The sequence below is a fragment of the Lysinibacillus sp. SGAir0095 genome (assembly GCF_005491425.1).
In the GTDB taxonomy this organism is placed as follows: Bacteria; Bacillota; Bacilli; order Bacillales_A; family Planococcaceae; genus Ureibacillus.
Genome location: NZ_CP028083.1, coordinates 361,448 through 384,837 on the forward strand (window position 1 = coordinate 361,448; position 23,390 = coordinate 384,837).

Annotated in this window: 21 protein-coding genes; 14 read left to right on the top strand and 7 right to left on the bottom strand. The window is 40.0% G+C overall.

Features of this window, described 5'->3' with window-relative positions; genetic code table 11:
• Window positions 1–335: 335 nt before the first annotated feature.
• Window positions 336–1,535 (bottom strand): mannitol-1-phosphate 5-dehydrogenase, encoded by a 1,200-nt coding sequence (locus C1N55_RS01765; RefSeq protein WP_240758351.1) that lies wholly within the window; start codon window positions 1,533–1,535, stop codon window positions 336–338.
• A 126-nt stretch (window positions 1,536–1,661) separates the two neighbouring features.
• Window positions 1,662–2,336 (bottom strand): HAD family hydrolase, encoded by a 675-nt coding sequence (locus C1N55_RS01770; protein ID WP_137727209.1) that lies wholly within the window; start codon window positions 2,334–2,336, stop codon window positions 1,662–1,664.
• Between the two features lie 385 nt (window positions 2,337–2,721).
• Between C1N55_RS01770 and C1N55_RS01775 the strand changes: the two genes are divergently transcribed.
• The 11 genes from C1N55_RS01775 (at window position 2,722) to C1N55_RS01825 (ending at window position 12,567) form a co-directional block, all read left to right on the top strand.
• Entirely contained in the window at window positions 2,722–3,189 is a 468-nt protein-coding gene (locus C1N55_RS01775; protein ID WP_205758507.1) for a GNAT family N-acetyltransferase, read from the top strand.
• 44 nt (window positions 3,190–3,233) lie between these two features.
• On the top strand, window positions 3,234–3,860 hold the full coding sequence (locus tag C1N55_RS01780; RefSeq protein ID WP_137727211.1) for a hypothetical protein: 627 nt from the start codon (window positions 3,234–3,236) through the stop codon (window positions 3,858–3,860).
• 26 nt (window positions 3,861–3,886) lie between these two features.
• Complete coding sequence (locus C1N55_RS01785) at window positions 3,887–4,450, top strand: NUDIX hydrolase (RefSeq protein ID WP_137727212.1); 564 nt, start codon at window positions 3,887–3,889, stop codon at window positions 4,448–4,450.
• Between the two features lie 331 nt (window positions 4,451–4,781).
• Window positions 4,782–5,561, top strand: a complete 780-nt coding sequence (locus C1N55_RS01790; RefSeq protein ID WP_205758535.1) for an ABC transporter ATP-binding protein — start codon at window positions 4,782–4,784, stop codon at window positions 5,559–5,561.
• The gene (locus C1N55_RS01795) at window positions 5,562–6,422 is read left to right on the top strand and encodes an ABC transporter permease (protein WP_137727214.1); all 861 of its coding nucleotides are present in this window, start codon (window positions 5,562–5,564) and stop codon (window positions 6,420–6,422) included.
• A gap of 64 nt (window positions 6,423–6,486) precedes the next feature.
• Window positions 6,487–7,530 carry an ABC transporter substrate-binding protein gene (locus C1N55_RS01800; protein ID WP_137727215.1) on the top strand — a complete coding sequence of 348 codons (1,044 nt, stop codon included), beginning with the start codon at window positions 6,487–6,489 and terminating at the stop codon, window positions 7,528–7,530.
• Between the two features lie 248 nt (window positions 7,531–7,778).
• Window positions 7,779–8,951 (top strand): amidase, encoded by a 1,173-nt coding sequence (locus C1N55_RS01805; RefSeq protein WP_137727216.1) that lies wholly within the window; start codon window positions 7,779–7,781, stop codon window positions 8,949–8,951.
• Entirely contained in the window at window positions 8,932–9,789 is an 858-nt protein-coding gene (locus C1N55_RS01810) for a fumarylacetoacetate hydrolase family protein (protein ID WP_168193771.1), read from the top strand. The genes C1N55_RS01805 and C1N55_RS01810 overlap by 20 nt, the downstream gene beginning before the upstream one ends.
• 21 nt (window positions 9,790–9,810) lie before the next feature.
• On the top strand, window positions 9,811–11,451 hold the full coding sequence (ggt, locus tag C1N55_RS01815) for a gamma-glutamyltransferase (protein ID WP_137727218.1): 1,641 nt from the start codon (window positions 9,811–9,813) through the stop codon (window positions 11,449–11,451).
• Complete coding sequence (locus C1N55_RS01820; protein WP_370452568.1) at window positions 11,441–12,040, top strand: chromate transporter; 600 nt, start codon at window positions 11,441–11,443, stop codon at window positions 12,038–12,040. Before ggt ends, C1N55_RS01820 begins: the two co-directional genes overlap by 11 nt.
• Complete coding sequence (locus C1N55_RS01825; protein WP_137730497.1) at window positions 12,040–12,567, top strand: chromate transporter; 528 nt, start codon at window positions 12,040–12,042, stop codon at window positions 12,565–12,567. The genes C1N55_RS01820 and C1N55_RS01825 overlap by 1 nt, the downstream gene beginning before the upstream one ends.
• 548 nt (window positions 12,568–13,115) lie before the next feature.
• Here the strand turns inward: C1N55_RS01825 and C1N55_RS01830 are convergent.
• The 5 genes from C1N55_RS01830 to C1N55_RS01850 form a co-directional block, all read right to left on the bottom strand.
• On the bottom strand, window positions 13,116–14,543 hold the full coding sequence (locus C1N55_RS01830) for an NAD(P)-binding domain-containing protein (protein WP_137727220.1): 1,428 nt from the start codon (window positions 14,541–14,543) through the stop codon (window positions 13,116–13,118).
• Window positions 14,544–14,782: 239 nt separating this feature from the next.
• Window positions 14,783–15,139, bottom strand: a complete 357-nt coding sequence (gene uraH / locus C1N55_RS01835; RefSeq protein WP_137727221.1) for a hydroxyisourate hydrolase — start codon at window positions 15,137–15,139, stop codon at window positions 14,783–14,785.
• A 26-nt stretch (window positions 15,140–15,165) separates the two neighbouring features.
• Window positions 15,166–15,696, bottom strand: a complete 531-nt coding sequence (uraD, locus tag C1N55_RS01840; protein ID WP_137727222.1) for a 2-oxo-4-hydroxy-4-carboxy-5-ureidoimidazoline decarboxylase — start codon at window positions 15,694–15,696, stop codon at window positions 15,166–15,168.
• A 2-nt stretch (window positions 15,697–15,698) separates the two neighbouring features.
• The gene (locus tag C1N55_RS01845; protein ID WP_137727223.1) at window positions 15,699–17,024 is read right to left on the bottom strand and encodes a nucleobase:cation symporter-2 family protein; all 1,326 of its coding nucleotides are present in this window, start codon (window positions 17,022–17,024) and stop codon (window positions 15,699–15,701) included.
• 144 nt (window positions 17,025–17,168) lie between these two features.
• The gene (locus C1N55_RS01850) at window positions 17,169–18,785 is read right to left on the bottom strand and encodes a PucR family transcriptional regulator (protein ID WP_137727224.1); all 1,617 of its coding nucleotides are present in this window, start codon (window positions 18,783–18,785) and stop codon (window positions 17,169–17,171) included.
• Between the two features lie 264 nt (window positions 18,786–19,049).
• On the opposite strand from C1N55_RS01850, the gene allC reads away from it, so the two are divergent.
• From allC to allB, 3 genes are read left to right on the top strand one after another with little or no spacing between them, the layout of a single operon-like run.
• A complete protein-coding gene (gene allC / locus C1N55_RS01855; RefSeq protein ID WP_137727225.1) occupies window positions 19,050–20,294 on the top strand; it encodes an allantoate deiminase in 1,245 nt (414 codons plus the stop codon).
• A 13-nt stretch (window positions 20,295–20,307) separates the two neighbouring features.
• On the top strand, window positions 20,308–21,558 hold the full coding sequence (locus C1N55_RS01860) for a pyridoxal-phosphate-dependent aminotransferase family protein (RefSeq protein ID WP_137727226.1): 1,251 nt from the start codon (window positions 20,308–20,310) through the stop codon (window positions 21,556–21,558).
• Window positions 21,559–21,560: 2 nt separating this feature from the next.
• The gene (gene allB / locus C1N55_RS01865; RefSeq protein ID WP_137727227.1) at window positions 21,561–22,883 is read left to right on the top strand and encodes an allantoinase AllB; all 1,323 of its coding nucleotides are present in this window, start codon (window positions 21,561–21,563) and stop codon (window positions 22,881–22,883) included.
• The last annotated feature ends 507 nt before the right edge of the window (window positions 22,884–23,390 follow it).

Sequence of the window (23,390 nt, forward strand, 5' to 3'; positions counted from 1 at the left end):
AAAATCGAATGATAGTCGATTTTAAGGATTCAGATTTAGGGGATTAATCGAGATATTATAATAGTATTGGATCTTTTATCTGAAATTTTGTCGAATGCCTCTTCATTGTAGAGATTTTCACAGCTGTCACAATTTGCACATTGATTTGGTGCAGGTTGATTAAAGAGTGTACTAACAAAAAGGGGAGCATATGGAGTGAGTAAACTAGATGGATTATTACAAACTATAACAACAGCAAAATAAATAACGTCGGAATGAAGGGTACAATGATTGAAGCTAACATCATTTAGACAAAAGTTTATACTTTTGAGGAATTTACCTGAGATGCAAGTTACTTAGCTTAACGTTTTGACTTTAAGAAATCTATTTTCAATTTCCTTATATTTGCTCGCAATCTTGTCGTGAATTGGATGAGTTTTAGGAATACCTAGATATTTTGAAATGACGAGATGGATATCGTGTTTTACAAGTTCTTCGTTGAGCTTAACCGCTTCAGGATCTTTGTTGTAGTTGAAATGGAGGGCAGCAGCTATAGCCTTAGTTAAATTTGAGATTTCCATACCGAGTTCGTAAGCTTGAACGGTTGGTTTCACAAGGCGATCATTTATCGATAGTTTTCGTAGCGGGGACCTTCCGACACGCACGATTTTGTCTGTTAAATGGGGGTTTGCGAAACGATGTAATATTTTGCGGATGTAACGCTTATGCTCTTGTTCATCCAAGTCATATTTTTCAATTAACATCTCACCTGTTTCATTCATTACTTTTTGTACATCCAAAGATAATTTTGGGTCCATCATGACTTCTTGAATCGTAGAGTAGCCCTTGAGATAGCCGTAATAGGCAGCACAGCAATGGGCAGTGTTCACTGTAAATAGTTTTCTCTCAATATAAGCATCGAGTGAATCGACGAATTGAACTTCTTGGATGGTCGGGAGTTTTTCGGGTAGTTGGGAGCTTTCGATTACCCACTCAAAATAAGGTTCTACTGTTACTTCGAGGGGATCTTTATGGTGCTGTGCAGGAACAATTCGGTCTATAACTGTATTTGGAAAGGTAACGATTTTAGAAGCTTGTTCTTGCATTGATTTTGATAGGTATGAAAATACGAATTTTTTTAATATTGAACTTGCTCCATTGGTGTTTTCACATGCGATTATGTGGAGAGGATTTTTGTTGTTTTTGATGATTCTTGCCTTGATTCCTAAAGCAATGCACTCAGCGATTTTAGGTAAGTTTGTTACACCAAGCGCAGTGGTGATGATTTCAGCATGGACAATTTTCTTGACGATCGACAATGTATCTTCAGTTGAAACAGCCTCCACATGTCTAACGGTTATTCGTTCTTTTGTTTCGTTTGCAATACAAACAGGGTATTCTTTTCTAAGGTTTAATTGTTGGATTTTTGTTTGGCTACGAGTCACAAAACAGACGTCGTAACCAGATTTAGTTAAGATGAGACCTATAAATCCTCTTCCAATGTTTCCGGCACCAAAGTGAACTGCTTTTGGCCTCTCCATATTCAAATCATTCAAGTAAATCACTCTCCTTTTTGGGGATTATCACAGGAACAGGACAGGGTTATTGGGGTAAGCTAGGGTAAATCGAATTATTTGAAAGAAATCTGCCAGAAAAATATTTTGTGCACCAAAGCAATCGATCTACCTCGAATGGACTTCTTGGTGAACAAGCTCAATCAAATCCACTAATTCATAGTTTGCTAGAGAGTCAATTGTATGATGCCCTTCACTAAAAGAAAGTTGGTTTGTAATATCGTTTTTAATAACAACTGTTGGTATACCGGCTGCAACAGCCGCACGGGCACCATTTGGGGAGTCCTCGATGGCAATTGCTTCACTAGGTTTAACACCAAGGTTTTCTAAAGCTTGTAGGTAAAGTTCCGGGTCAGGCTTTACCCTTTGAACTGTTTCTGCAGTACAATAGCATTCAAAATAGTCTTCAATGCCATGTAGATTCACAAATTTATTGATCCAAGCCCGTTCTGAGCTGCTTGCTAGGCCAATTTTTAGTCCTTGTAATTTGGCAGATTCGAGTAACTTAAGAATGCCGGGACGTACTCTTTCTTTAGTCATCTTTTCAGTATGCTGTTGTTGGACTAATTGCTTGAATTCCTCTAAATCTATTGGAAGTTTGTAATGAGTTTTTAAGTGTGTGTATGGGTTAAAGGAATGGAGACTCGTTCCGAGGCATTGTGAATATTGCTCTAAGGTTAAATCGATCCCGTGAGTTTTATAGGCGTCCCTAAAGGTTATATACCAGGCTGTTTCGGTATCAATAATGGTTCCATCAAAATCAAAAATAATAGCTTTTATCATAAACATTTCTCCTCTCAAATTGCTGATTTTATTCTAATTATTAAAAATATCAGAATATTGGTTACTACCTTAACATGGAAAAACATATCATTCAAGGGCTTAATAGAATGATATAGATGGTTTTGCTAGAATATAAATCTGTGATAAATCCCCATATAATCCGAATGAAAACGCTATTTTTTAACAAAATAAAAAAGTTTGAAATGAACCTTTATGCCTATTACTATCACTTGGGTATGTAAAGTTTTGAAAAGTTGTTTAATAATCACAGTTCAATTTAGTTATGTGAATAGCTGCCAGCGGATGGTATTCGTAATCATTAAAAGGAATAGAGAGAAGTTTGGCGAATTATGTAATGAATGCATTTAATCTGGGGGTTATACAATTGGAGATTAAATTAATACAGGCGACTGCCGGAGATGTCCTGGTGCTCCATGATGTGCAAACCAAAGCCTTCCAACCCTTATTAGAAAAATATTTGGATTATGAGACGAATCCGGCTAACGAACCGATCAATCGATTGTTTGAAAAAATACAATATAGTTCATTTTTTAAAATCATGGTAGAGCAAAAATGTGTTGGTGGAATTCGGGTAGTCAGGAAAAATACGAGCTACTGGATTAGCCCAATTTTTATCCTGCCAGAATATCAAGGGAAGGGAATAGCGCAACAGGCAATTCAACAAGCTGAAAAACTATTCACGAAGTTCAATACTTGGGAGCTGCAAACGATTTTGCAGGAACAAGGGAATTGTTATCTATATGAAAAAATGGGATATGAGCGAACGGATTTTAAGCAAAAAGTAAATGAAAAGATGACGCTAATCGGCTATAAAAAAACGAAGCAGCAATAGACTTTAGGTTAGGGTAAAGCTTTAGATTTTTAGGGGGATAGAAAATGACGGTTCTAACAAATTTAGCATCACAGCTTAATAGAAAAGATGAACGTCCCAATATAGAACTCGCTCGGGAGCTTATGGAAACAAATAATATTGAGGGAATTCAAGAAATAGTAGAAAACTTAGCAAATCCAAGCAGGAAGATTAAAGTGGATTGCATTAAAGTTGTCTATGAAATCGGGAAAGTTAAACCCGAGTTAATTAGTGACTATGCAGAAATTTTTATTAACTTGTTAAAAAGCCCGAACAACCGATTAGTATGGGGAGCCATGCAAGTATTATCAACGATTGCAGAAATTAGTGCCATTGTCTTGATGAAACATTTACATACAATTAAGCTGGCTGTTAAAATAGGGTCTGTAATTACTACCGACAAAGGAATCCTTACTTTAGCCAAACTAGCAGCTGTGTATGAACAGAATCATAAACGAATTTTTCCGTTTCTAATCGAGCATTTGAAAACATGTCGAACAAAAGAAATCCCGCAGCATGCGGAAAGTACTTTAGTTGCTGTTACAACTGAAACCAAAGATGAGTTTTTAAATGTTCTGAGGGAACGTGAACCATATATGACAAAACCACAGGCTAAACGAGTTCAAAGGATTTATAGACAGCTTTTAGAATAAACAAAAGGAATAAAGGAGCATTCGCAATGAACATTAAACAAAAGCTTGAGCAATTCAGACCCTATAATGAACAAGAAGAGAAGGATCAGGAAATTATTCTTCGCTATATGGATACATTCAATAATTTATTTACTAGGGAAAACGAATTTGCCCACTTTACAGCTTCAGCCTGGCTTGTGAATGAAAGTCGTACGAAAGTACTGATGGTTTTCCATAATATCTATAATTCGTGGTCCTGGGTTGGTGGGCATGCGGATGGTGAAATGGATTTATTGCATGTGGCATTGAAAGAAGCAAAGGAAGAGACAGGACTGACAAACGTTAAACCTGTAACAGAGGAGATTTACTCCATTGAAATATTAGGAGTCCCTGCACATGTGAAAAAAGGTAAATATGTGGCAACGCATGTTCACTTAAATGTCACGTATTTATTAGAAGCGAGTGAAAGCGAATTAATCCATATTAAACCTGATGAAAACAGTGATATCGCGTGGCTTGATTTGGACAAGGCAATCGAAATGAGTACGGAACCAGAAATGAAAGTTGTGTATCAAAAACTCAACGAAAAGCTTGGACTACATACTTTTTAATAGCGAGTAATAGGAAAAGAAATGACTTTAGCAAAAGCTAAGGTCATTTTTTTTGTGGGAAGAAGAGTAAGTTTTCAAGGATACCGGGAAAAAAGCAAAAAACTCTATTTAGTTGGGTCGAGTTGTGTCTCTAGTGCCATTTTTCTTAGTTAAAGTAGCTAAAATTATAGGGGCAATTTGTAACTCTTACATAATGTCAAATGATTCTGAAAACTATACAATAACAATATGTTACGAAATATATACATTGAATGTGAGAAGATATAACGTTTGTTGAATTGAGATGACTTGTGGTTTGAAAAAACTTGTTCGACAGGGAGGAGTTGGAGTGATGGTAAATGAAAAAGAGGTCGTTTTATTTCAAGGAGTAGATAAAGTCTACAATACAGGAACTGTTGCTTTAAATCAGTTGAATTTATCGATCAAAGAAGGAGAGTTCGTTAGCTTCCTAGGTCCTTCTGGTTGCGGGAAATCAACTGCGCTAAGGATGGTTGCTGGTTTAGGTGAAGCAACAAGAGGGACGGTTGAAGTGTTTGGGAATAATCCTAAAGAAGTAATCGAAACTTCGAATGACGTAGCATTTGTTTTCCAGGATGCCAACTTGCTTCCCTGGAGATCGGTGCTGGACAATGTGTTGCTGCCCCTTGAATTGCGTGGGGCTGATAAAAAGAGCCGTAAAGAGTCGGCGATCCGTGTGCTGGAAAAGGTAGGGTTAAAGGACCATTTGAAATCATATCCTCGCGAGCTTTCGGGGGGGATGAGGATGCGTGTTTCCATTGCTCGGGCTCTTGCTGCAAAACCTAAGCTGCTCCTGATGGATGAGCCTTTTGCCGCTTTGGATGAAATGACGCGACAAACATTGCAAATGGATTTATTGAACATTTGGGAACGTGAAAAAATGACGGTTTTATTTGTTACACATAACGTTTATGAAGCGGTTTACTTATCTTCTAGAATTGCGGTAATGTCTGCTAGACCTGGACGATTATCAAATTTGATCGAGGTGGATGTACCTTATCCGAGGGAAAGAACTACGGCAGAATTCATGCGGTACGTGGATCTTGCTTCGCAAAGTCTTGAACATAGCATGGGACGAAAGGAGCTGGTTTAGATGACTGTTAAAACGGTATCAACCAATGGTGAAGAACTAGTCAATGAATCTAGTAATCTAAAAGTTCAAAGAGACAAATATAAGTTTAGCCTAAAGTATTTGGGACCTATTTTAGCATTAGTGATTTTCCTTTCATTATGGCAATTTATACCGGCCATGTTAGACATAAAGCCCTTTATCCTACCAAAACCTACTGATGTGATGGCTGCAGCTTTAGAGGATTGGCATTTATTATGGCCAGCGATGCAAATTACGATAGTTGAATCGGTTATTGGCTTTGTATTGAGTGCGGTAGTGGGGATTGGGATTTCGGTTTTATTGGCAAGTTCTCGCGTGCTGGAGATAAGTCTTTACCCGTATGCCGTTATTTTACAAACAATTCCGATTGTGGCCATTGCACCAATCATTGTTATCTGGTTTGGGTCAGGCTTCAACTCGATTGTCATTATATCGTTCTTAATTGGCTTTTTCCCGATTGTTTCCAATACATTAATGGGCTTGAATTCTGTAGATAAAAATATGAGCGATTTGTTCAAATTGTACAATGCGAGTAAATGGCAAACGATGATGAAACTAAGAATCCCGGCCGCGATGCCTTTTATCATGTCGGGGTTGAAGATTTCCTGTACGTTAGCAATTATCGGTTCAATCACGGGTGAATATATCGCTGGGATTGGTGGCGGTAAGGGAGGGCTTGGATATGCCATTACTGTTGCTGCTGTACAGTTAAAAACACCTTATTTATTTGCTTGTGCGATTGCGGGGGCATTATTTGGTATCGTGTTCTATTTGTTGGTGAGTATGGCAAGTCGCCTTGTACTGAAATCTTGGCATGAATCGGCAATGAAGGTAGAGAAATAACAAGTGAACTTCCTAGTTTAACCAACTTACTATAAACAAGAGTGTTTAAAAGGAGAGAAGAAAAATGAAATCAATAAAAAGGTTAACTTTTCTTGTTATGATGATGGCGCTGTTTGTTTTTCTTGCTGCCTGTGCCCAAAACGAATCAGGTGGGGAATCTGCAGAAAGTGAGACGGAATCGAGCGATGAAACGACAGGAACAGAGAGTGAAGAGGCTGTTGAAGTAAAAGATGTAAAACTTGTTCTAAACTGGTTCGCAAAGGCTCAACATGGTGGGGTGTATGCGGCACAAGAAAATGGGTTGTTTGAAGATAATGGACTAAATGTCACAATCGAGCCAGGTGGTCCCCAAGTATCATCTATTAATATGGTCGCTTCAGGGAACGCCGAATTCGGTCTTGCTCACGCAGACCAAATAGTTGTAGCACGTAATGAAGGGATTGAACTAGTGGCAGTTGCGACGGCGATGCAAGGTAGTCCGCAAGCATTTATGTTCCATAAAGAACATGGAATTGAAGATTTCGAGGATTTAAATGGTCGTAAAGTATATATTCAACCAGGTATTACGTATTGGGAATATTTAAAAACGCAGTATGATTTAAGTGGTGTTGAGGAATTGGCATACACAGGCCAGCATGTAAACTTCATTCCGGATGAAGAGGCGGTTACACAAGCATTCTTAACTTCTGAGCCGTATTTCATGGAATTGGAAGGTGTTGACGTGGAAACAAAATTAATTGCTGATGCAGGCTATGATCCATACAATGTTGTTTTATACGTATCGAAAGATTACTTAGAAGAAAATGAAGAAACAGTTCGTGCGTTTACGAAAGCCTTTGTGGAAGGTTGGAACCTATACGAAGATTCATATGAAGATATTAACAAAATTATTCAGCAAGACAATCCGGATATCGAATTAGAATCACTGAAATTTGAAGCAGAATCACAGGCTGATTTTGTTTACGGTATGGATGCTGCTGATAATGGTGTTGGGTATATGTCGGAAGAACGCTGGGCAACATTGATTCAACAATTGAACGACTTAAAATTATTAGATGAAGTCTTCGATGCGAAGGACATCTTCACAAATGAGTATTTACCAGAATAACTAAAGAGTAGAAGGAGGCGTGCTGCTAATTTGTGGGCGCCTCTTTACAATTATTGGATTGTCATGTAACCTTTTAGGTAAGATAACTGAATTAATTGAATTTTTATATAATTTAACTAAAACATTTTGGGATATTTGGTATTTATACCAATGTAGCGAAATGTTTATTTTTTTATACTGGAAAAAAGCTATTTCTAAAGATACGTATTTTAGAATAACCAGAGTTTATTAGATGTGGGAGGGGTTTTATGGAGGATAAAGCGTTTTTTGATCGGACATTGACTGTGCCAGCTAAAAAAGGAGGAAAGTTGAGTGGGATGTCCTTTGCAGTAAAGGATGTTTTTGCGGTAAGGGGGCATCGAAATAGTGCGGGAAATCCTACTTGGTATGAGACACATGAAGCGGCAGAATCGACGTCGCCAGTGATTGAACGCTTACTAGAGAATGGTGCGAGCCTTCAGGGGATGACTCATACAGATGAACTGATGTACAGCCTAAATGGTGAAAATATTCATTATGGGACACCGCTAAATCCAGTGAACCCCGATTGTATTCCAGGTGGTTCTTCAAGTGGATCTGCTTCTGCTGTCGCAAATGGATTGGTGAACTTCGCACTAGGAACTGATACGGGTGGTTCTGTCCGTGTCCCATCAGCCTATTGTGGACTGTTTGGCATTAGGCCAACTCATGGAGCAATCTCTATGGAGGGAGTCATTCCATTAGCACCAAGCTTTGATGCGGTAGGATGGATGGCGAAGGATATTGAAACGCTTGAAATGGTAGGAGAGGTATTATTGCCAAACTCACCATCAGTTAAATTGGATGAACTTCATATAGAAGAAACGACTTGGAGTTTAATGGAGGACGCTGATCGCGAGTTATTAAAGTTTGCTATTCCGCAAGATGTCGATATGGGGAGTATTGATTTTCAACATTTTGGTATAACCGAGTGGCCTCAGGTTTTTAAATATATTCAAGGGGTTGAAGCCTGGAGAGCTCATGGACAGTGGATCGAAAGAGAAAACCCTGTTTTTTCTCCGGCAATAGGCGGCCGATTTAAGGATGCGAGTTTACTAGATGTTGCGGGCTTTGAGGATGCAAAGAGACAGCGAGCAATAATAACAGAGCATATTGATCGAGTATTATTGGAGAATGTTGTGTTAGCCATCCCGACAGTAGCTTCTGTGGCACCGATCAAACAGGCGTCTAGCGAATCTGTTGAAAAGATTCGTGCGATCACTATGCAAATGACCTGTATTGCAGGACTTGCCGGCTTACCTCAGGTTACGGTTCCGATTTTCAGAATGGATGGCATGTCACTGGGGCTTTCCTTTATTGCCAATAAGCATCAGGACCTGTCTTTGCTTCGGTTTGTACGTCAGTATTTTGGAGGGGACATCCGTGAAACTAGCAACAATTAAATATGAAAATGAAGAACAACCTGTGTTGCTATTGGAAGGCGGCGCTGTTCTTATAAAAAGTTTAAATGACTATGCAAGTATAGGGCTTCCGCTTTCGCTCTATGAGTTAGTTGGGCTCGATGCTGTGAGTGAATTAAAACGAACTGTTTCTAAGTTTTCGGAATCAGATTGGATAGCATTGCCCAAGGTTCCAAGTGAAGAGTTAGATTTCGTTGCACCGTACCGGAACCCTCATTACATTTTCGGGGTAGGGATGAACTATGTGGAGAAGGCAATCGATCTACAAACTAAGCAGATTGAAGATGCACCCGTTTGTTTTATGAAACCGACATCTTGCTTAATCGGGATGAATGAAATGATTGAGCTTCCGAATTTTTCTAAGGTGGTTACAGCTGAAGGAGAGTTGTGCTTAGTCATTGGGAAATCGTGTCATGAGGTAAGTCCGGAAGAAGCGCTGTCTTACGTTAGTGGATATACAACGTCTTTGGATCTTACCGCAAAGGACATTCATGCTCAAAATCCAAGGTTTGTCCAAATGTCCAAAGTCTTTAAAACATTTTTTAGCTTTGGGCCACAAATCCAACTATTAGAAGGAACTGAATCGTTATCCGAGCTAGTTGTGCAAAGTGTCCAAAATGGAGAGGTGCGTGCAGCTAACATTGTCGGCAATATGATGTATACACCTGCATTTATTGTATCTTACATATCACAATTTGTTACGTTGCAGCCAGGAGATTTAATTATGACGGGGACTCCTGGTTCATTTGAGTTAAGTCACGGGGATATTGCAGGTTGCCAGATTACTGGTTTGCTAAGTTTGGAGAATCGGGTTATTTAGGGGAAAAGGGGGAAGGTTCTTATGGTGAAGCAATACAGGGCAACAACGATGTCGACAAAAGGGATGGTAACAACACCACATTATTTAGCATCCCAAGCGGCACTTTCAATTTTACAAAAGGGTGGTAATGCGATCGAGGCTGCAATTGCAGCGGCGTCCACAATTGGTGTAGTTTACCCTCACATGAATGGTATTGGTGGAGATAATTTTTGGTTGATCTACAATGCAAAATCAAAAGAACTAAAGGCGATTAATTCAAGTGGACGTTCTGGAGAGAAAGCGACCATCCAATTTTACCGATCGAAAGGTTTCGAAAAAATTCCTTCGCGTGGGGCTTTGGCTGCTAATACGGTACCGGGTGCAGTTGCTGGTTGGGGCGAGGCGTATAACTATGCGCGAAAGGAAATGGAAGGTTCATTACCTTGGGCAAGTTTACTAGAATCAGCAATTGGTTATGCAGAGGAGGGCTTTCCGGTTACGCCGAGTCAGGAGCATTGGGCAACTGTCAATCTTGATGAATTGGATACCGAGTTCCGGGCATTGCAACGATTCCAGGGGTTTACGGAAGTGTTTTTGAAAGAAGGCAAGCCTTATAAAACCGGGGAGATCATGAAGCAGGATGATTTAGCGAAAACGTTAAAGCAGATTGCTGAAAATGGGGCTGAATATTTCTATAACAGTGAATTAACTGAAAAAATTGTAGCGGACATACAAAATCAAGGTGGTATACTGACTGTAGATGATTTCAAACAGCATACAAGTGATTGGGTAGAACCGATTTCTGTAAATTATCGCGAGTATACAGCCTACAACCTACCGCCAAATACACAAGGGATGGCTTCTTTATCTATCTTAAATATTTTAAATCATATCGATTTGCAACATATAGAAGAGGGCTCCTCAACTTATTATCACGTACTTGTGGAGGCGGTTAAACACGCCTTTGTCGACCGGGATCGCTATTTGACGGACCCGACTTTTAGCCAAATTCCTCTAGCTGAATTGTTGAGTGAACAGAATGGTTTGGAAATTGCTGAAAAAATTAAAGAAAGCCAACTCGCAAAAGAACTGCAGCCTCTTGATGCGAAAGGAGATACGGTGTGGTTTGGTGTGGTGGATGAAAATGGAAATGCGGTTTCTTTTATTCAAAGTATTTATCATGAATTTGGTTCTGGCTTTATTCCAAAAGGGACAGGGATCGTTCTTCAAAATCGAGGGAGTTTCTTCTCTCTTGATGAAAACCATGTGAATGCCCTTGCACCTCGTAAACGGTCTTTCCATACATTGAATCCTGCGATGTTGGTAAAGGGCGGGAAACCTGCTTTAGTATATGGAACGATGGGTGGGGAAGGGCAACCGCAAACGCAAGCTGCCCTTGTTACGCGTATTATTGACTATGGTATGTCTGTACAGCAAGCAATCGAAGCGCCAAGGTGGTTATATGGCCGAACATGGGGAGCGTCTTCCAATAGCTTAAAGATTGAAGATCGAATAATTGAAAACATTCGTGGGGAGCTAGCCGTATTAGGGCATGAATTGGAAGTGCTTGAGGATTTTACGGATACAATGGGGCATGCAGGGGCCATTTTCATTGATGAGAATACAAATGTGAAATATGGTGGTGCGGACCCAAGAGGAGATGGATTGGCAATTGGTTACTAAAAAAATAACAGTACCGTTTGAGGAGAAGGAGTTGTGGGCGAAGCAAAAGGATATTTTCATCGCCTTCTTTCGGTCGGGTATTTTAGGTTTTGGTGGGGGGCCTTCTACCATTCCTTTGGTAAAAAAAGAGGTAGTGGATATCTTCAAAATGATGAATGATGAAGAGTTTTCGGATGTGCTCTCGATTGGCAATACATTACCAGGTCCGATTGCAACGAAAATGGCTGGGTATATCGGCTATCGAGTTGGAGGGTGGCTAGGTTTAGTGACGGCATTAATTGCAACGGTGCTGCCAACAGTGGTGTTGATGATTGTTCTTCTCGCTTCGTTGAATGAATTTAAAGATTTTGACTTTGTAAAAGGAATGACAAACGGTGTTGTACCAATCGTGGCTGTAATGCTTGGTGTACTAACATGGGATTTTTTAATGAAATCAAAAAAATCACTGGGCTGGAAAATTGGTTCGATTATATTGGTTGCATCGTTTATAGCGATGATCTTGTTAGGAGTTCATCCGGGAATCGTGATTGCGGTTTTATTGGTTCTTGCTTTAGCTCTTCCGATTAAAAAGGAGGAGAAAAATCAATGATGGTTTATTTTCATATATTTTTAGCGTTCTTTTTCCCAGGCATCCTTGGATATGGTGGAGGCCCTTCGTCGATTCCGTTAATTGAGCATGAAGTAGTTGATAATTATGGCTGGATGACAACGAGTGAGTTCAGTGAAGTGCTGGCGTTAGGGAATGCCTTGCCAGGGCCGATCGCAACGAAAATGGCTGGATTTATTGGCTATGAAGTAGCGGGGATCCCGGGGGCGATTGTGGCGTTATTGGCAACAGTTGGACCATCGTTAGTGCTGATGCTGATTCTTTTAAATATTTTGTATCGCTACCGTAATTCGCCTCGTGTAAAGCGATTATCGAGTTTCGTTTTGCCGGCGATCGCGATTTTGTTAGCAGACATGACATTTGATTTCTTCAACACGTCTTATGATGCGGTGGGCTTACTAGCGACAGTGGTATTGATGGCAGCGGCTTACTTCGCATTAGAAAGAATGAAAATTCATCCGGCTTTCGTGATTATGGCGGGGCTAGTAGTAGGTGGATTTTTCCTGTAATAGCTTTAAGTTGAAGGTCGTTAACTTATCCTTGAAATGGGATAAGTTGGCGGCTTTTTTGTATGTGGTGACTGGTAAAGAGTTGGAGTGGGCGTAAAGGGGAGGAAAACGTTCGTAAACAAGAGTGGGAGCGTTTAAAAAAGGAAAGTCGCAAGTAAAAGTGGGGAAGTCGCAAGTAAACAGAGTGAAGGCGCAAGTAAATAGAGTGGGTCGCTCATAATAAGGAAACCCGCAAGTAAAAGGGGGAAAGTCGCAAGTAAACAGGGGGAAGTCGCAAGTAAGGTAAGGAAAGTCGCAAGTAAACAGAGTGGGGTCGCTCATAAAAAGGAAAATCGCAAGTAAAAGTGGGAAAGTCGCAAGTAAAGTAGTGAAAGTTGCAAGTAAACTGGGTGAAGTCGCAAGTAAACAGGGTGAAGTCGCAAGTAAACAGGGTGAAGCCGCTCATAATAAGAAAACATGCCCGTAAACTCGCCCCCTACGCACAAAAAAAACCGAGCAACAAAGAGTGGGAAGGTTGCTCGGGTTTAATCATATTGGAAACCCTCGATTCATTTTATTGAAATCTTTGGGTTGCCTGTAAATTCGATTACATCATATTCGAAATAATCCTTTAGGATGGATGATTTATCGTCTTGGAAGAGTTCGTCGGCGATGGCGGTAACGAGCTTTGGAACAGCGTAACGAATGCCGGATAAAGCAGATGCCGAGACGCCGCAGCTAATTAGGGCGGAATAATTAAATGCAAACAACCCATATAAGGAATCCTTACCTTCTTCGGAATTCGGGACAAAGGCAAAGCTTTTAGATAAATAAGGATGTGCATCAATTGCCGAATTTGCAATGGCTGGACTAGGTTTGTAAACGTCACGCCATCGAGTGATAAATTGCTCGACATCTTTCAATTCTGGACGTAAAGCTGGGTCTGTCACTAAGCCGGTGCTAATAATTAAGTAATCAAATGTAAATGTATCATTTGGTGTGCGAACTACTGCACCTTCTTCTGATGCTGTTACCTCTACCCAAGGAGAATCAAGGTGCACCTGGAAGCCATCCCAAGCATTGGCGCGGTTAAATGTATCGTTTGTTGGAGGCTGATTGAATTTGAAAAAGTGCAGCATGGCTGCATATTTTTCATCATCATTTAAGGAATGATATCGTTCGATGATTCCTGATTGCTCTAGAACTCGCATTGGGTTTACGCGGACCATTTCTTTGCGTCGTATAAAGGTGTGTACTTCCTTTGCCCCTGTGGAAAGTGCGAAATTCGCATTATCGAAGGCAGAAGCCCCGCCTCCAAGAATCCCAATTCGCTTCCCTTTTAAATCTTCAAAATCAATTGCTTCGGATGTGTGGGCATAGAGGGATTTTGGTAGGTTATTTTTTATGAAATCAGGAATGTGCCATTCGCCTCCACCCTGAATCCCTGTCGCCAAAACGACCTTGCGAGCTAGAATCGATTTAGAATTTGCCCCGTTTCCGGAGAGATGTAGTCGGTGTAATTTACCCCCAATTGGTTCGACTAGTTCCACCTTTACTTCATTTTGAACGGGTAATTCCAATACTTCTCGGTACCACTTCAGGTAATTCATCCATTCGTCACGTGGGATTTTATCGAGTTGATCCCAAGCTTCTTGGCCATGCTTTGCCATCCACCAAGATTGGAAAGTGAGAGACGGGATACCTAAATCGATGGATGGCAGGTGTTTTGGGGTACGAAGAGTAACCATCCGGGCGTAAGTGATCCAAGGTCCTTCAATGCCGGCGGGGTTCTCGTCTAAGATGGTGATATTCGTGATTCGTTCACGTGTTAAGCCGAATGCAGTGCTTAAGCCACTTTGCCCACCGCCGATAATGACCACGTCATAAACATGACCTTCAGGATGTGAAATGGGTCTGACCCAATCTACATTTGAAACAGGGTGAGCGATATAAGAAAGGTCCTTTTTTACTTGCTCATTTAACATTTCTAAACTCATCGAGCACATCTCCTTTATTTATATGTAAGAATTTCTGACATTTATGTTATATACCTATCCTATCATTCGTGAAAGGAACATTCTTTATAGCCATTGCTAAACTTGAGCTGAGTCTTTAGTTGAAATAACTAAAGATTCCGATAATTATAGGTCGACTCACTAAATTAGGTGACAAAAGTGTTAACCGGATTGGTTAAATGAAAATATTTGAAATGCCCTTCAAAAGAGGAGGCGATTTACTAGCTTCCTCTGTAAACTTGATAGCCCCACGGAGTGACCAAAAGGGGAACGTGATAATGAGAAGGAGATTCAGTCATGTTAAAGCGCACAGGCACGGTTGTTAAAAAGTTAGGGGTAGGTAAGCAGACGTTCTTTGCTTTATAGTAATCTGATACATGAAAGACAAGTTCGTAGGTTCCTTGTCTCCAGTTTTCGTTCGTTACCATTTGCTCATCGCAACGTCCATCTGAATTTGTGATTACAGTTGTAATAAGCTCTTTAGGTTCATTCTCCTGCTGATAAAATAATTCGATTTTTACATTTTGAGCAGGTATCCCATGGTGTAAATCTAAAACGTGAGTTGATAATGAGGGCATTTTCGTTACCTCCTGGTTATTCATTCTTAAAATTTGCTTTCCTCGCTTGCTAAATTTTCAATAATTGCATTAAATCGTAATCTGGCAATTTGGTAGATTTGCTGAAGAGCGGTTTCAAATTCTGTTTCCCGAGAATTGTTTAGACGTTCTTTCATGGCCTGTAAAATATCTTGCTTATTTTTTCCGGCTACAGCAATTATGAAAGGAAACTCGAATTTTTCCATATAAGCTTTATTGGTTGCTGTAAAAACGTCAAATTCTTCGGGTGATAAAGAATCCAGCCTTGCACCATTTTGCTCGCGGACAGATGCTGCGCTCATTTTAATGCGTTTTCCAAGTTCGGGATGTTCTAAGATGAGTGCAAGCTGCTCTTCATAGTTAGCTTCTTCTACAATTTTCTTCATCGTCTCAAATGCTTCTTCCACTGAGTTAAACGGTTTTGCCTCTGCTGCCTTTTGGGCAATCCAAGGCGAATGTTCAAAAATTTCACCAAACATTTCTTTAAATTGCTCGGTGTTAGATGCATTCATCTTTTCATTTACCGATGTTACTTTCATCTTTAGTTTCCTCCTTGAGAGACGAGGGCTGTCTCTGGTACTTTAACTTTTTCATTTTTGGAATGCTTCAAAGATAAAACGAGATTTAAAGTTATAGCTGTTAAACTACCTGTGATTAACCCGTCCCCAACAAGCATTTTTAATGCCGCTGGAAGGCTGGAGAATAATTCAGGCACAACAGTTGCCCCTAATCCGAGAGACACGGAACAAGCGATGACAAGTAAATGATTTTGGTTTGTAAAATCGATTGTACTAAGCATTTTGATGCCGGAAGAGACAATCATGCCGAACATCACAACGGTCGCTCCGCCTAAAACTGCTGTAGGGATTAGAGTGGCCAGCGCTGCAATTTTAGGAATTAGGCCTAAGCCAATCAAGATAATACCTGCAGCTACTGTTACGTTTTTTGACTTCACACCAGACATTTGAACGAGCCCGACGTTTTGAGCGAAGGTATTGTAAGGAAAAGCATTGAAAATTCCTCCTAGTAAAAAAGCGATTCCTTCTGCACGATAGCCTCTCTCCATATCCTGTGGCTTTAAGTTTTGCTTTGTAATATCGCTCAGGGCTAAAAATACACCCGTTGACTCAATCATAACGACAATCCCGACGATGATCATTGTAATAATTGGTCCAATTTCAAATGTTGGGACTCCAAAATAGAAGGGTGCCGGTAAGTGGAACAACGACGCCTCTCCAACAGTTGAAAAATCAATCGGATTGACAAAACCGTAAGCAATCGTACCGACGATAATACCAAATAGTACCGCAAGAGATTTAATGTAGCCTTTCCCAAAATACTGAACTAGTAAAATAACAAATAGGGTCCCGATGGAAAAGATTAAATTTTCAAGCGATCCGAATTCAGGGCTGCTTGCCCCCCCGGCCATATTTTTAACCCCAGTAGGAATAAGGGATAAGCCGATAATCATCACAACAGTTCCTGTAACAACAGGGGGGAATAGCTTAAGGATTTTGCTGAAAGATTTTGCGAAAAGGATGATGAACAGACCAGTAGAGATAATGGCTCCATAGATAGCGGTCATGCCGTAATTTGTACCGATTGCAATCATAGGTGTCACTGCAACAAATGATGAACCGAGAACCACTGGGAGACCGATGCCGAAGAAACGATTTTTCCACATTTGTAATAGGGTTGCTATCCCGCAAGTTACTAAATCGATTGCGATCAAATAAGCGAGCTGTGTAGAATTTAACCCGATTGCTCCGCCTACAAGAATGGGAACGAGCATTGCACCGGCATACATCGCTAAAACATGCTGTAATCCAAGAGAGGCCGCTTTTGGTTTGCTTATATTTTCTATCATATCTTTCCCTCCGAATCCATCCGGTACTTTTTATAACTACCGATGTCATTATTTATTACATAATAAAAAATATTCAGTCAATTGTCTTTGGATGAATTGGCCAATTAGATTAGAAAGTTTTAGCTAAAGTAACTGAATGCGATTTTAAGTGGTTTGTTCGATCAATAATTGATTTCGAATGCGCAATGCCAATCTGAGTTGGAGGGTCACTTCTGGATCCTTTAAATCTTTTTGCAATAAGCTGCTGCATTTTTCAATGCGATAAATTACCGTGTTTCGGTGTACATATAGCCGTTTAGCTGTTTCTGATATTTGGCAATGACATTCTAAAAACTCGTTTAATGTCTCGAATAGAATCTTTTGCTCTTCAACCGGCAAGGAAGAAAAGGCTTTGAAAACCATTCGATGATAATTCATTAAATCCGTTTGTGGAATCATTTGTAATAGTTCGTTGATTTCTTTTTTCTTATAGAAGGAAATCAACTTTTTGCGATTTCGAATTGTTAATAATGTACTTTGTGCTTCTTTGTATGCACGTTGAATCTCGGAGAAATTATGTGTTTGATTGCTTACGCCAAAAATCATGTGAAGATCAAAATATTGGTGGATAGAAGTCTCTAATTCGCTAAATAGCTCCGTTAAAAACAATGTGTAATCTGTATTTGGATCGTGTAATTCGTATAAAAAAACTAATTCGTTATTTAAAGTAAAGGCGTGTATGGGAATCCGACTCGCCTGAAGGGCCTCCTCACAAAATTTATGAATTTGCTCGACAACGAAGTTTGGTTGATACGTGTAAGAAGATGTTTTTGTTGTTACATGACCAATCATGCATAAATACACTTGTTGGTAGGGCAATGAAAGCTCTTGTGACATCGCCTTTAAGGCAATAAGTGAATGGCCCTCCTGCTCTAATAAATCGCGAAAATGCTGATTGCGTATATTGCGTTTTTGTTGATGGAGTGCTTGCTCTTGCATAATCGCAAAGGACAAAACGTTAATGGCTTGCTCAATTGTTAGACGGGAGATGATATCTTGTTCATCAATAGAGCCTTTAATCATTAAATAACAATTTTTTTCTGAATTAATATTGATAGGGTACAAAGAAATGGTTTGACGGTCAGCTATTAAAGAAAATGTCCAAGCTTTGTTTGATGTCGTGTACGTAAAATCGTTCCGCATCATTTTTTGAATAGATGCCAATTCAGGAACATGCTGCTGGGCAGAGTACATAGGGCGTAAAAAAGGACTGATTAACTGAACGTCACGCCCTATTAAAGAGGTTAACTGTCGTACAAGTCTTGGAATGCCGTGACCGTTTAAAATGAGCAATGTAAATTGGCGATGAATATCCATAGCGTGTGCTAATAAGGAAGCTTCGCTTTGTAAAATTTTTTCGGTCATTAAAAAGTTGATTTGCCCTAGCGAAAGATGCTCGGGAAGCTCGATAAAAGGTAAATGTAACTGGTCTGCGAGCTGCAAAATATCTTGAGGGATTTCAAGTAAAAAGCGATTCTTTTTAATGCCAATGCCAGCACACCCCTTGGTTGCCATTTCGCGAATGAGCTCCTGGAAGAAATCATGATTATTCTGTAGGTGATAGGCTGTCGTAATAATCAGCTCATTTTTGCGCAAATAGGGGATGATATCCGGAGCGTCCATCATTGTAATGGAACTGATTTCTCGACCGCCACTTTTTTCCCCGGCGACTAATAGGATGGGGGCTAATTCTTTTTGAGAAAGCATTTGTAGAATATTCACAAACAAAACCCTCCTTTTTGCTATATGTTACAAAATCTAACACAAAATCAACAAAAAAAATAGTGTGTTATAAAAAGTTACATAAATTAGTTGCGAAATTTGAATTTTTGTTCACATTAACTAAAAAAGAGATTTTTTTTAACAAAAATGCTGATGAAGTGAATTCTTAGCATTCTTTATACTGATTAAAAGGTTGAATATTCGGATATCTAGGAGGTTGCCGATACAGGGGCAACGAATTTCAAAGGGGAGGTGGTGTGTCTCATGAGTGAGGCTCAAGCGGCACAGATTGAAGTAAGCGAAATCCAAGGGTTGGTGAATTGGCTGGCATCGTTTGGTGGAACTCCTGAAGGCGGAGTCACGAGATTACTATATTCGGATGCGTGGGTGCAGGCACAGAACGCATTAGCAAACAAAATGCAAGAGACAGGTTTTTATACTTACTTTGATCAAGTAGGAAATCTGTTTGGGCGTATAGAAGGAACTGATTGCAAGGATGAAGTAATGCTAACAGGTTCACATGTTGACACGGTCGTTCAAGGTGGAAAGTATGACGGTGCTTACGGTGTTCTAGCAAGCTTCCTTGCGGTTAGAAAATTAGTAGAGCGTTTTGGCAAACCCAAAAAAACTATCGAAATCGTCTCCCTTTGCGAGGAGGAAGGAAGTCGATTTCCGCTAACGTATTGGGGCTCCAAGAATTTAGTTGGAGATTATTCACCAATAACAATAGAAGGAATGAAAGATAGGGAAGGCATGTCATTTAAGCAGGCAATGACCGATGCAGGTTTTCCATTTAAAGAATATCAAACGAAAAAAAGAGATGATATCAAGCGTTTTGTTGAAATTCATATCGAACAGGGGTCTGTTCTAGAGAAAAGTCAGTTGGATCTAGGATTAGTCAGTCATATAGCAGGTCAAAAACGATTTACCATTACGCTAAATGGTGAAAGCAATCATGCAGGAACAACGCCTATGACGGAGAGGAAGGACGCAATTGTTTGCGCTGCGAATGCAATTAGTGAATTGACCGCTATTGCCAAAGCAGAATACCCTTCATTGCGTGTAACAACAGGCCAGCTCCTTGCAAAACCAAATGTGCCGAATGTGATTGCGGGAAATGTAAGTTTTACTTTAGATATTCGTCATCATGAGTCAGAAATTTTGGAAGCGTTTTGTCATCGTGCAACAGAGCTGCTCTCTCAACTCGCAAGCAAAAGCGGCATTGCAATTGATATTGATCTATGGACGGATATTCGTCCCGTTCCATTAGACACAAATTTACATGATGAAATGAAGAAAGGTCTTACTGAAAAAGGGTTCAAATATACAACAATGGTGAGTGGGGCTGGTCATGATGCACAAGTATTTGGTCAGCACATCCCAACAACGATGCTTTTTGTTCCGAGTAAAAATGGGATTAGCCACTCGCCGCTTGAATTTACAGATAGCTATCATTTGGAAATCGGTGTCTCCGTTTTAATGGATTATTTATACGAGTTAGCATACTAAGGAGTGAAATAGGATGAGCTATAAGCAATTGCAAACCCCCTTAAGAACAATCATGACACCAGGTCCTGTAGAGGTGGACCCACGTGTTTTACAGGCCATGAGTACGCCTATTTTAGGACAGTTCGACCCGGTCTTCACCAATATGATGAATGAAGTAATGGAGATGCTTCGAGAATTATTCCAAACGAAAAATAGGTGGGCATTTCCAATTGATGGAACCTCCCGTTCCGGAAATGAAGCACTCCTTGCAAGTGTCATTGAACCAGGAGATAAAGTATTGGTACCAATTTTTGGGCGCTTCGGTCATTTGCTTGTAGAGATTTGCGAGCGCTATGGGGCAGAAGTGCACACGTTAGAAACAGCGTGGGGAAGTGTATTTGAACAGCAGATGATTGTTGACAAAATGAAAGAACTCCAACCGAAAATAGTGGCGATTGTTCATGGAGAAACGTCTACGGGTTGTATGCAGCCATTAGATGCTTTAGGGAAGGCATGCCGTGAGCAAGATGTGCTACTTATTGTTGATGCAGTAGCTACAATTGGTGGTGTCAATATTCCGGTGGATGAATGGTGTATTGATGGCGTTATTGCTGGTACACAGAAATGCTTATCGATTCCTGCCGGGATGGCACCGATTACGTATAATGAGCGTGTGGAAGCAGTTATTCAAGGACGCAAAAAAATCGAGTATGGGATTGCAACAGAAGAAGAGTTTAGGCTTAAACGGACTAACATAATTCGCAGCAACTACTTTGATCTCGCGATGATTCAGGATTATTGGGGTCCACGTCGCCTAAATCATCATACAGAAGCAACATCCATGATTTATGCTTTACGTGAAGGGTTAAGGATCGTTTTAGAAGAGGGATTAGAACAACGCTTTGCTCGTCACAGCTATCATGAAGCAGCCCTTATAAAAGGATTGGAAGCAATGGGGCTTACGATATACGGAGATCCGACATGTAAGCTAACTCCTGTAACATGTGTTGAAATTCCTGATGGAGTAGATGGAGAAAATGTCCGTAAAGTGATGTTGGAGCAATTCGGCGTTGAGATTGCCTCCTCATTCGGTCCGCTGCAAGGGAAAATCTGGCGCATTGGGACAATGGGCTATAGCTGCCGTAAAGAAAATATTTTAAAAGTGCTACAAGCTCTTGAGGCAGCTTTAATTCGCAACGGCTTTGAACCAAAACGCGGAGAGGGAGTTCAAGCTGCACTTGATTATTATGATGTTCCTTCATACATTGCAGTTAAGGAGGCATAAACATGACATTCGATCTCATTTTAAAAGGTGGAGCAGTGGTTGAGCCACATCAAGTAACTCTTTGTGATATTGCAGTGAAGGATGGCAAAATTGTTCAAATTTCCTCTGAGATTATGAGTGATGGTGTCTCGACTGTAGAGTTGGAGGGGAAAATTGTTCTACCTGGAGCTATCGATGCCCATGTACATTTTAACGAACCTGGTAACGTCGAGTGGGAAGGAATTGAAACCGGCTCTCGAATGCTTGCAGCAGGCGGGGCAACACTGTATTTTGATATGCCGTTAAATAGTAACCCGCCAACGATTGATGTGCCAGCGCTGGAGTTGAAGGAACAACTTTCAGCAGAAAAATCAGTAATCGATTATCGATTTTGGGGAGGGCTGGTGCCGGAAAATATTAGCGAGCTGGAAAGTCTTTCAGAGCGTGGGGTAATTGGATTTAAAGCCTTTATTTCAAACTCTGGTTTTGAGCCTTTTAAATGTGTTGATAATCTTGCTTTACTGAATGGGATGAAGGAAATTAGCCGTCTCGGCAAAATTTTGGCCCTGCATGCAGAAAGTGATGAAATGACGCATCATTTAGCCAGTCAAAAAATAGCGGGTGGTCAGCTTGAACCAAAGGACTACTGTGAATCCCGTCCAATTATCGCAGAGGTTGAGGCGGTTCAAAGAGCAATTGCTTACGCAGAAATTACAGGGTGTGCCTTGCATTTTGTTCATATTAGTAGCCCAGATGCTGTCCGAGTAATCAATGAAGCAAAGATGCGTGGGCTTAATGTGACACTGGAAACCTGCAGTCATTATTTATTATTCAATGATGGAGCTTTTAAAGAGCATGGTGTTTATGCAAAATGTGCACCACCATTACGAGCACCAAGTATTCAACAAGAAATGATCGAGTTAGTTGCAGATGGCAAGATTGACTTTGTTACATCAGATCATTCTCCATGTTCCCCGGAGTTAAAGGATTTATCGAACCGTACTTTCTTTGAAGCCTGGGGAGGCATAAACGGTGGTCAGTTTACATTGTTAGCTGTTTTAGAGGTAGCAAAAGAAAAAGGGTTACCTTTAACCGAAGTGGCAAAATTAACAGCCGAGGCACCTGCTGTTCGTTTTGGTATTGAGTGTAAGGGACGTATTGAGGTAGGCTATGACGCTGATTTTGCCATTGTAGAAGAAGTGCCTTTTTTGGTGACGAAGGATGCCATATTAGCGAGGCATAAAGATTCACTATATGAGAATCATCAATTCCCTTATCAAATCGCAGCAACGTATTGTAAAGGACAGAAAGTTTTTGCTAGAAATGAAGGTTTATCACACATTTAAATAGATTATGAAGGAAAACCAATGCTTATTATTAAGTGTTGGTTTTCTTCTATAAAAAAGCATTCAAAACAAAGAAAGTGTATGAAATTTTATGTATTGCAATCAATTGCCGATTTTTCGTTTCTTTCTTGAAATAAATAAAGAGTTTAGTAGAAACATTCCTATAAAAATTACACCTAACAAATTAAACAGCATAGCACTAGTATTTACTCCCCAATTGATGGCTACTTGGCGAATAAGCGCTATTTATAGTATCGACATTGGTATTAGTACCGCTTTACTATTAAACATTTGATCACCCTTACTTTTTTCTAGTTGCATTGACTATAATTATACTATAAATTTTTCCATTAATGAGAGTTCATATAACAATATATTCGTATACCAGATTTCACTGTCATTCAACATTTCCAAACAATAAAGTTATTTATTTCCCGAGAAATGTCTTATTTTGCGTTTGAAGTAGGAAATTGTAAAAACATTTAATGATTAATGAAACGTAAGAAA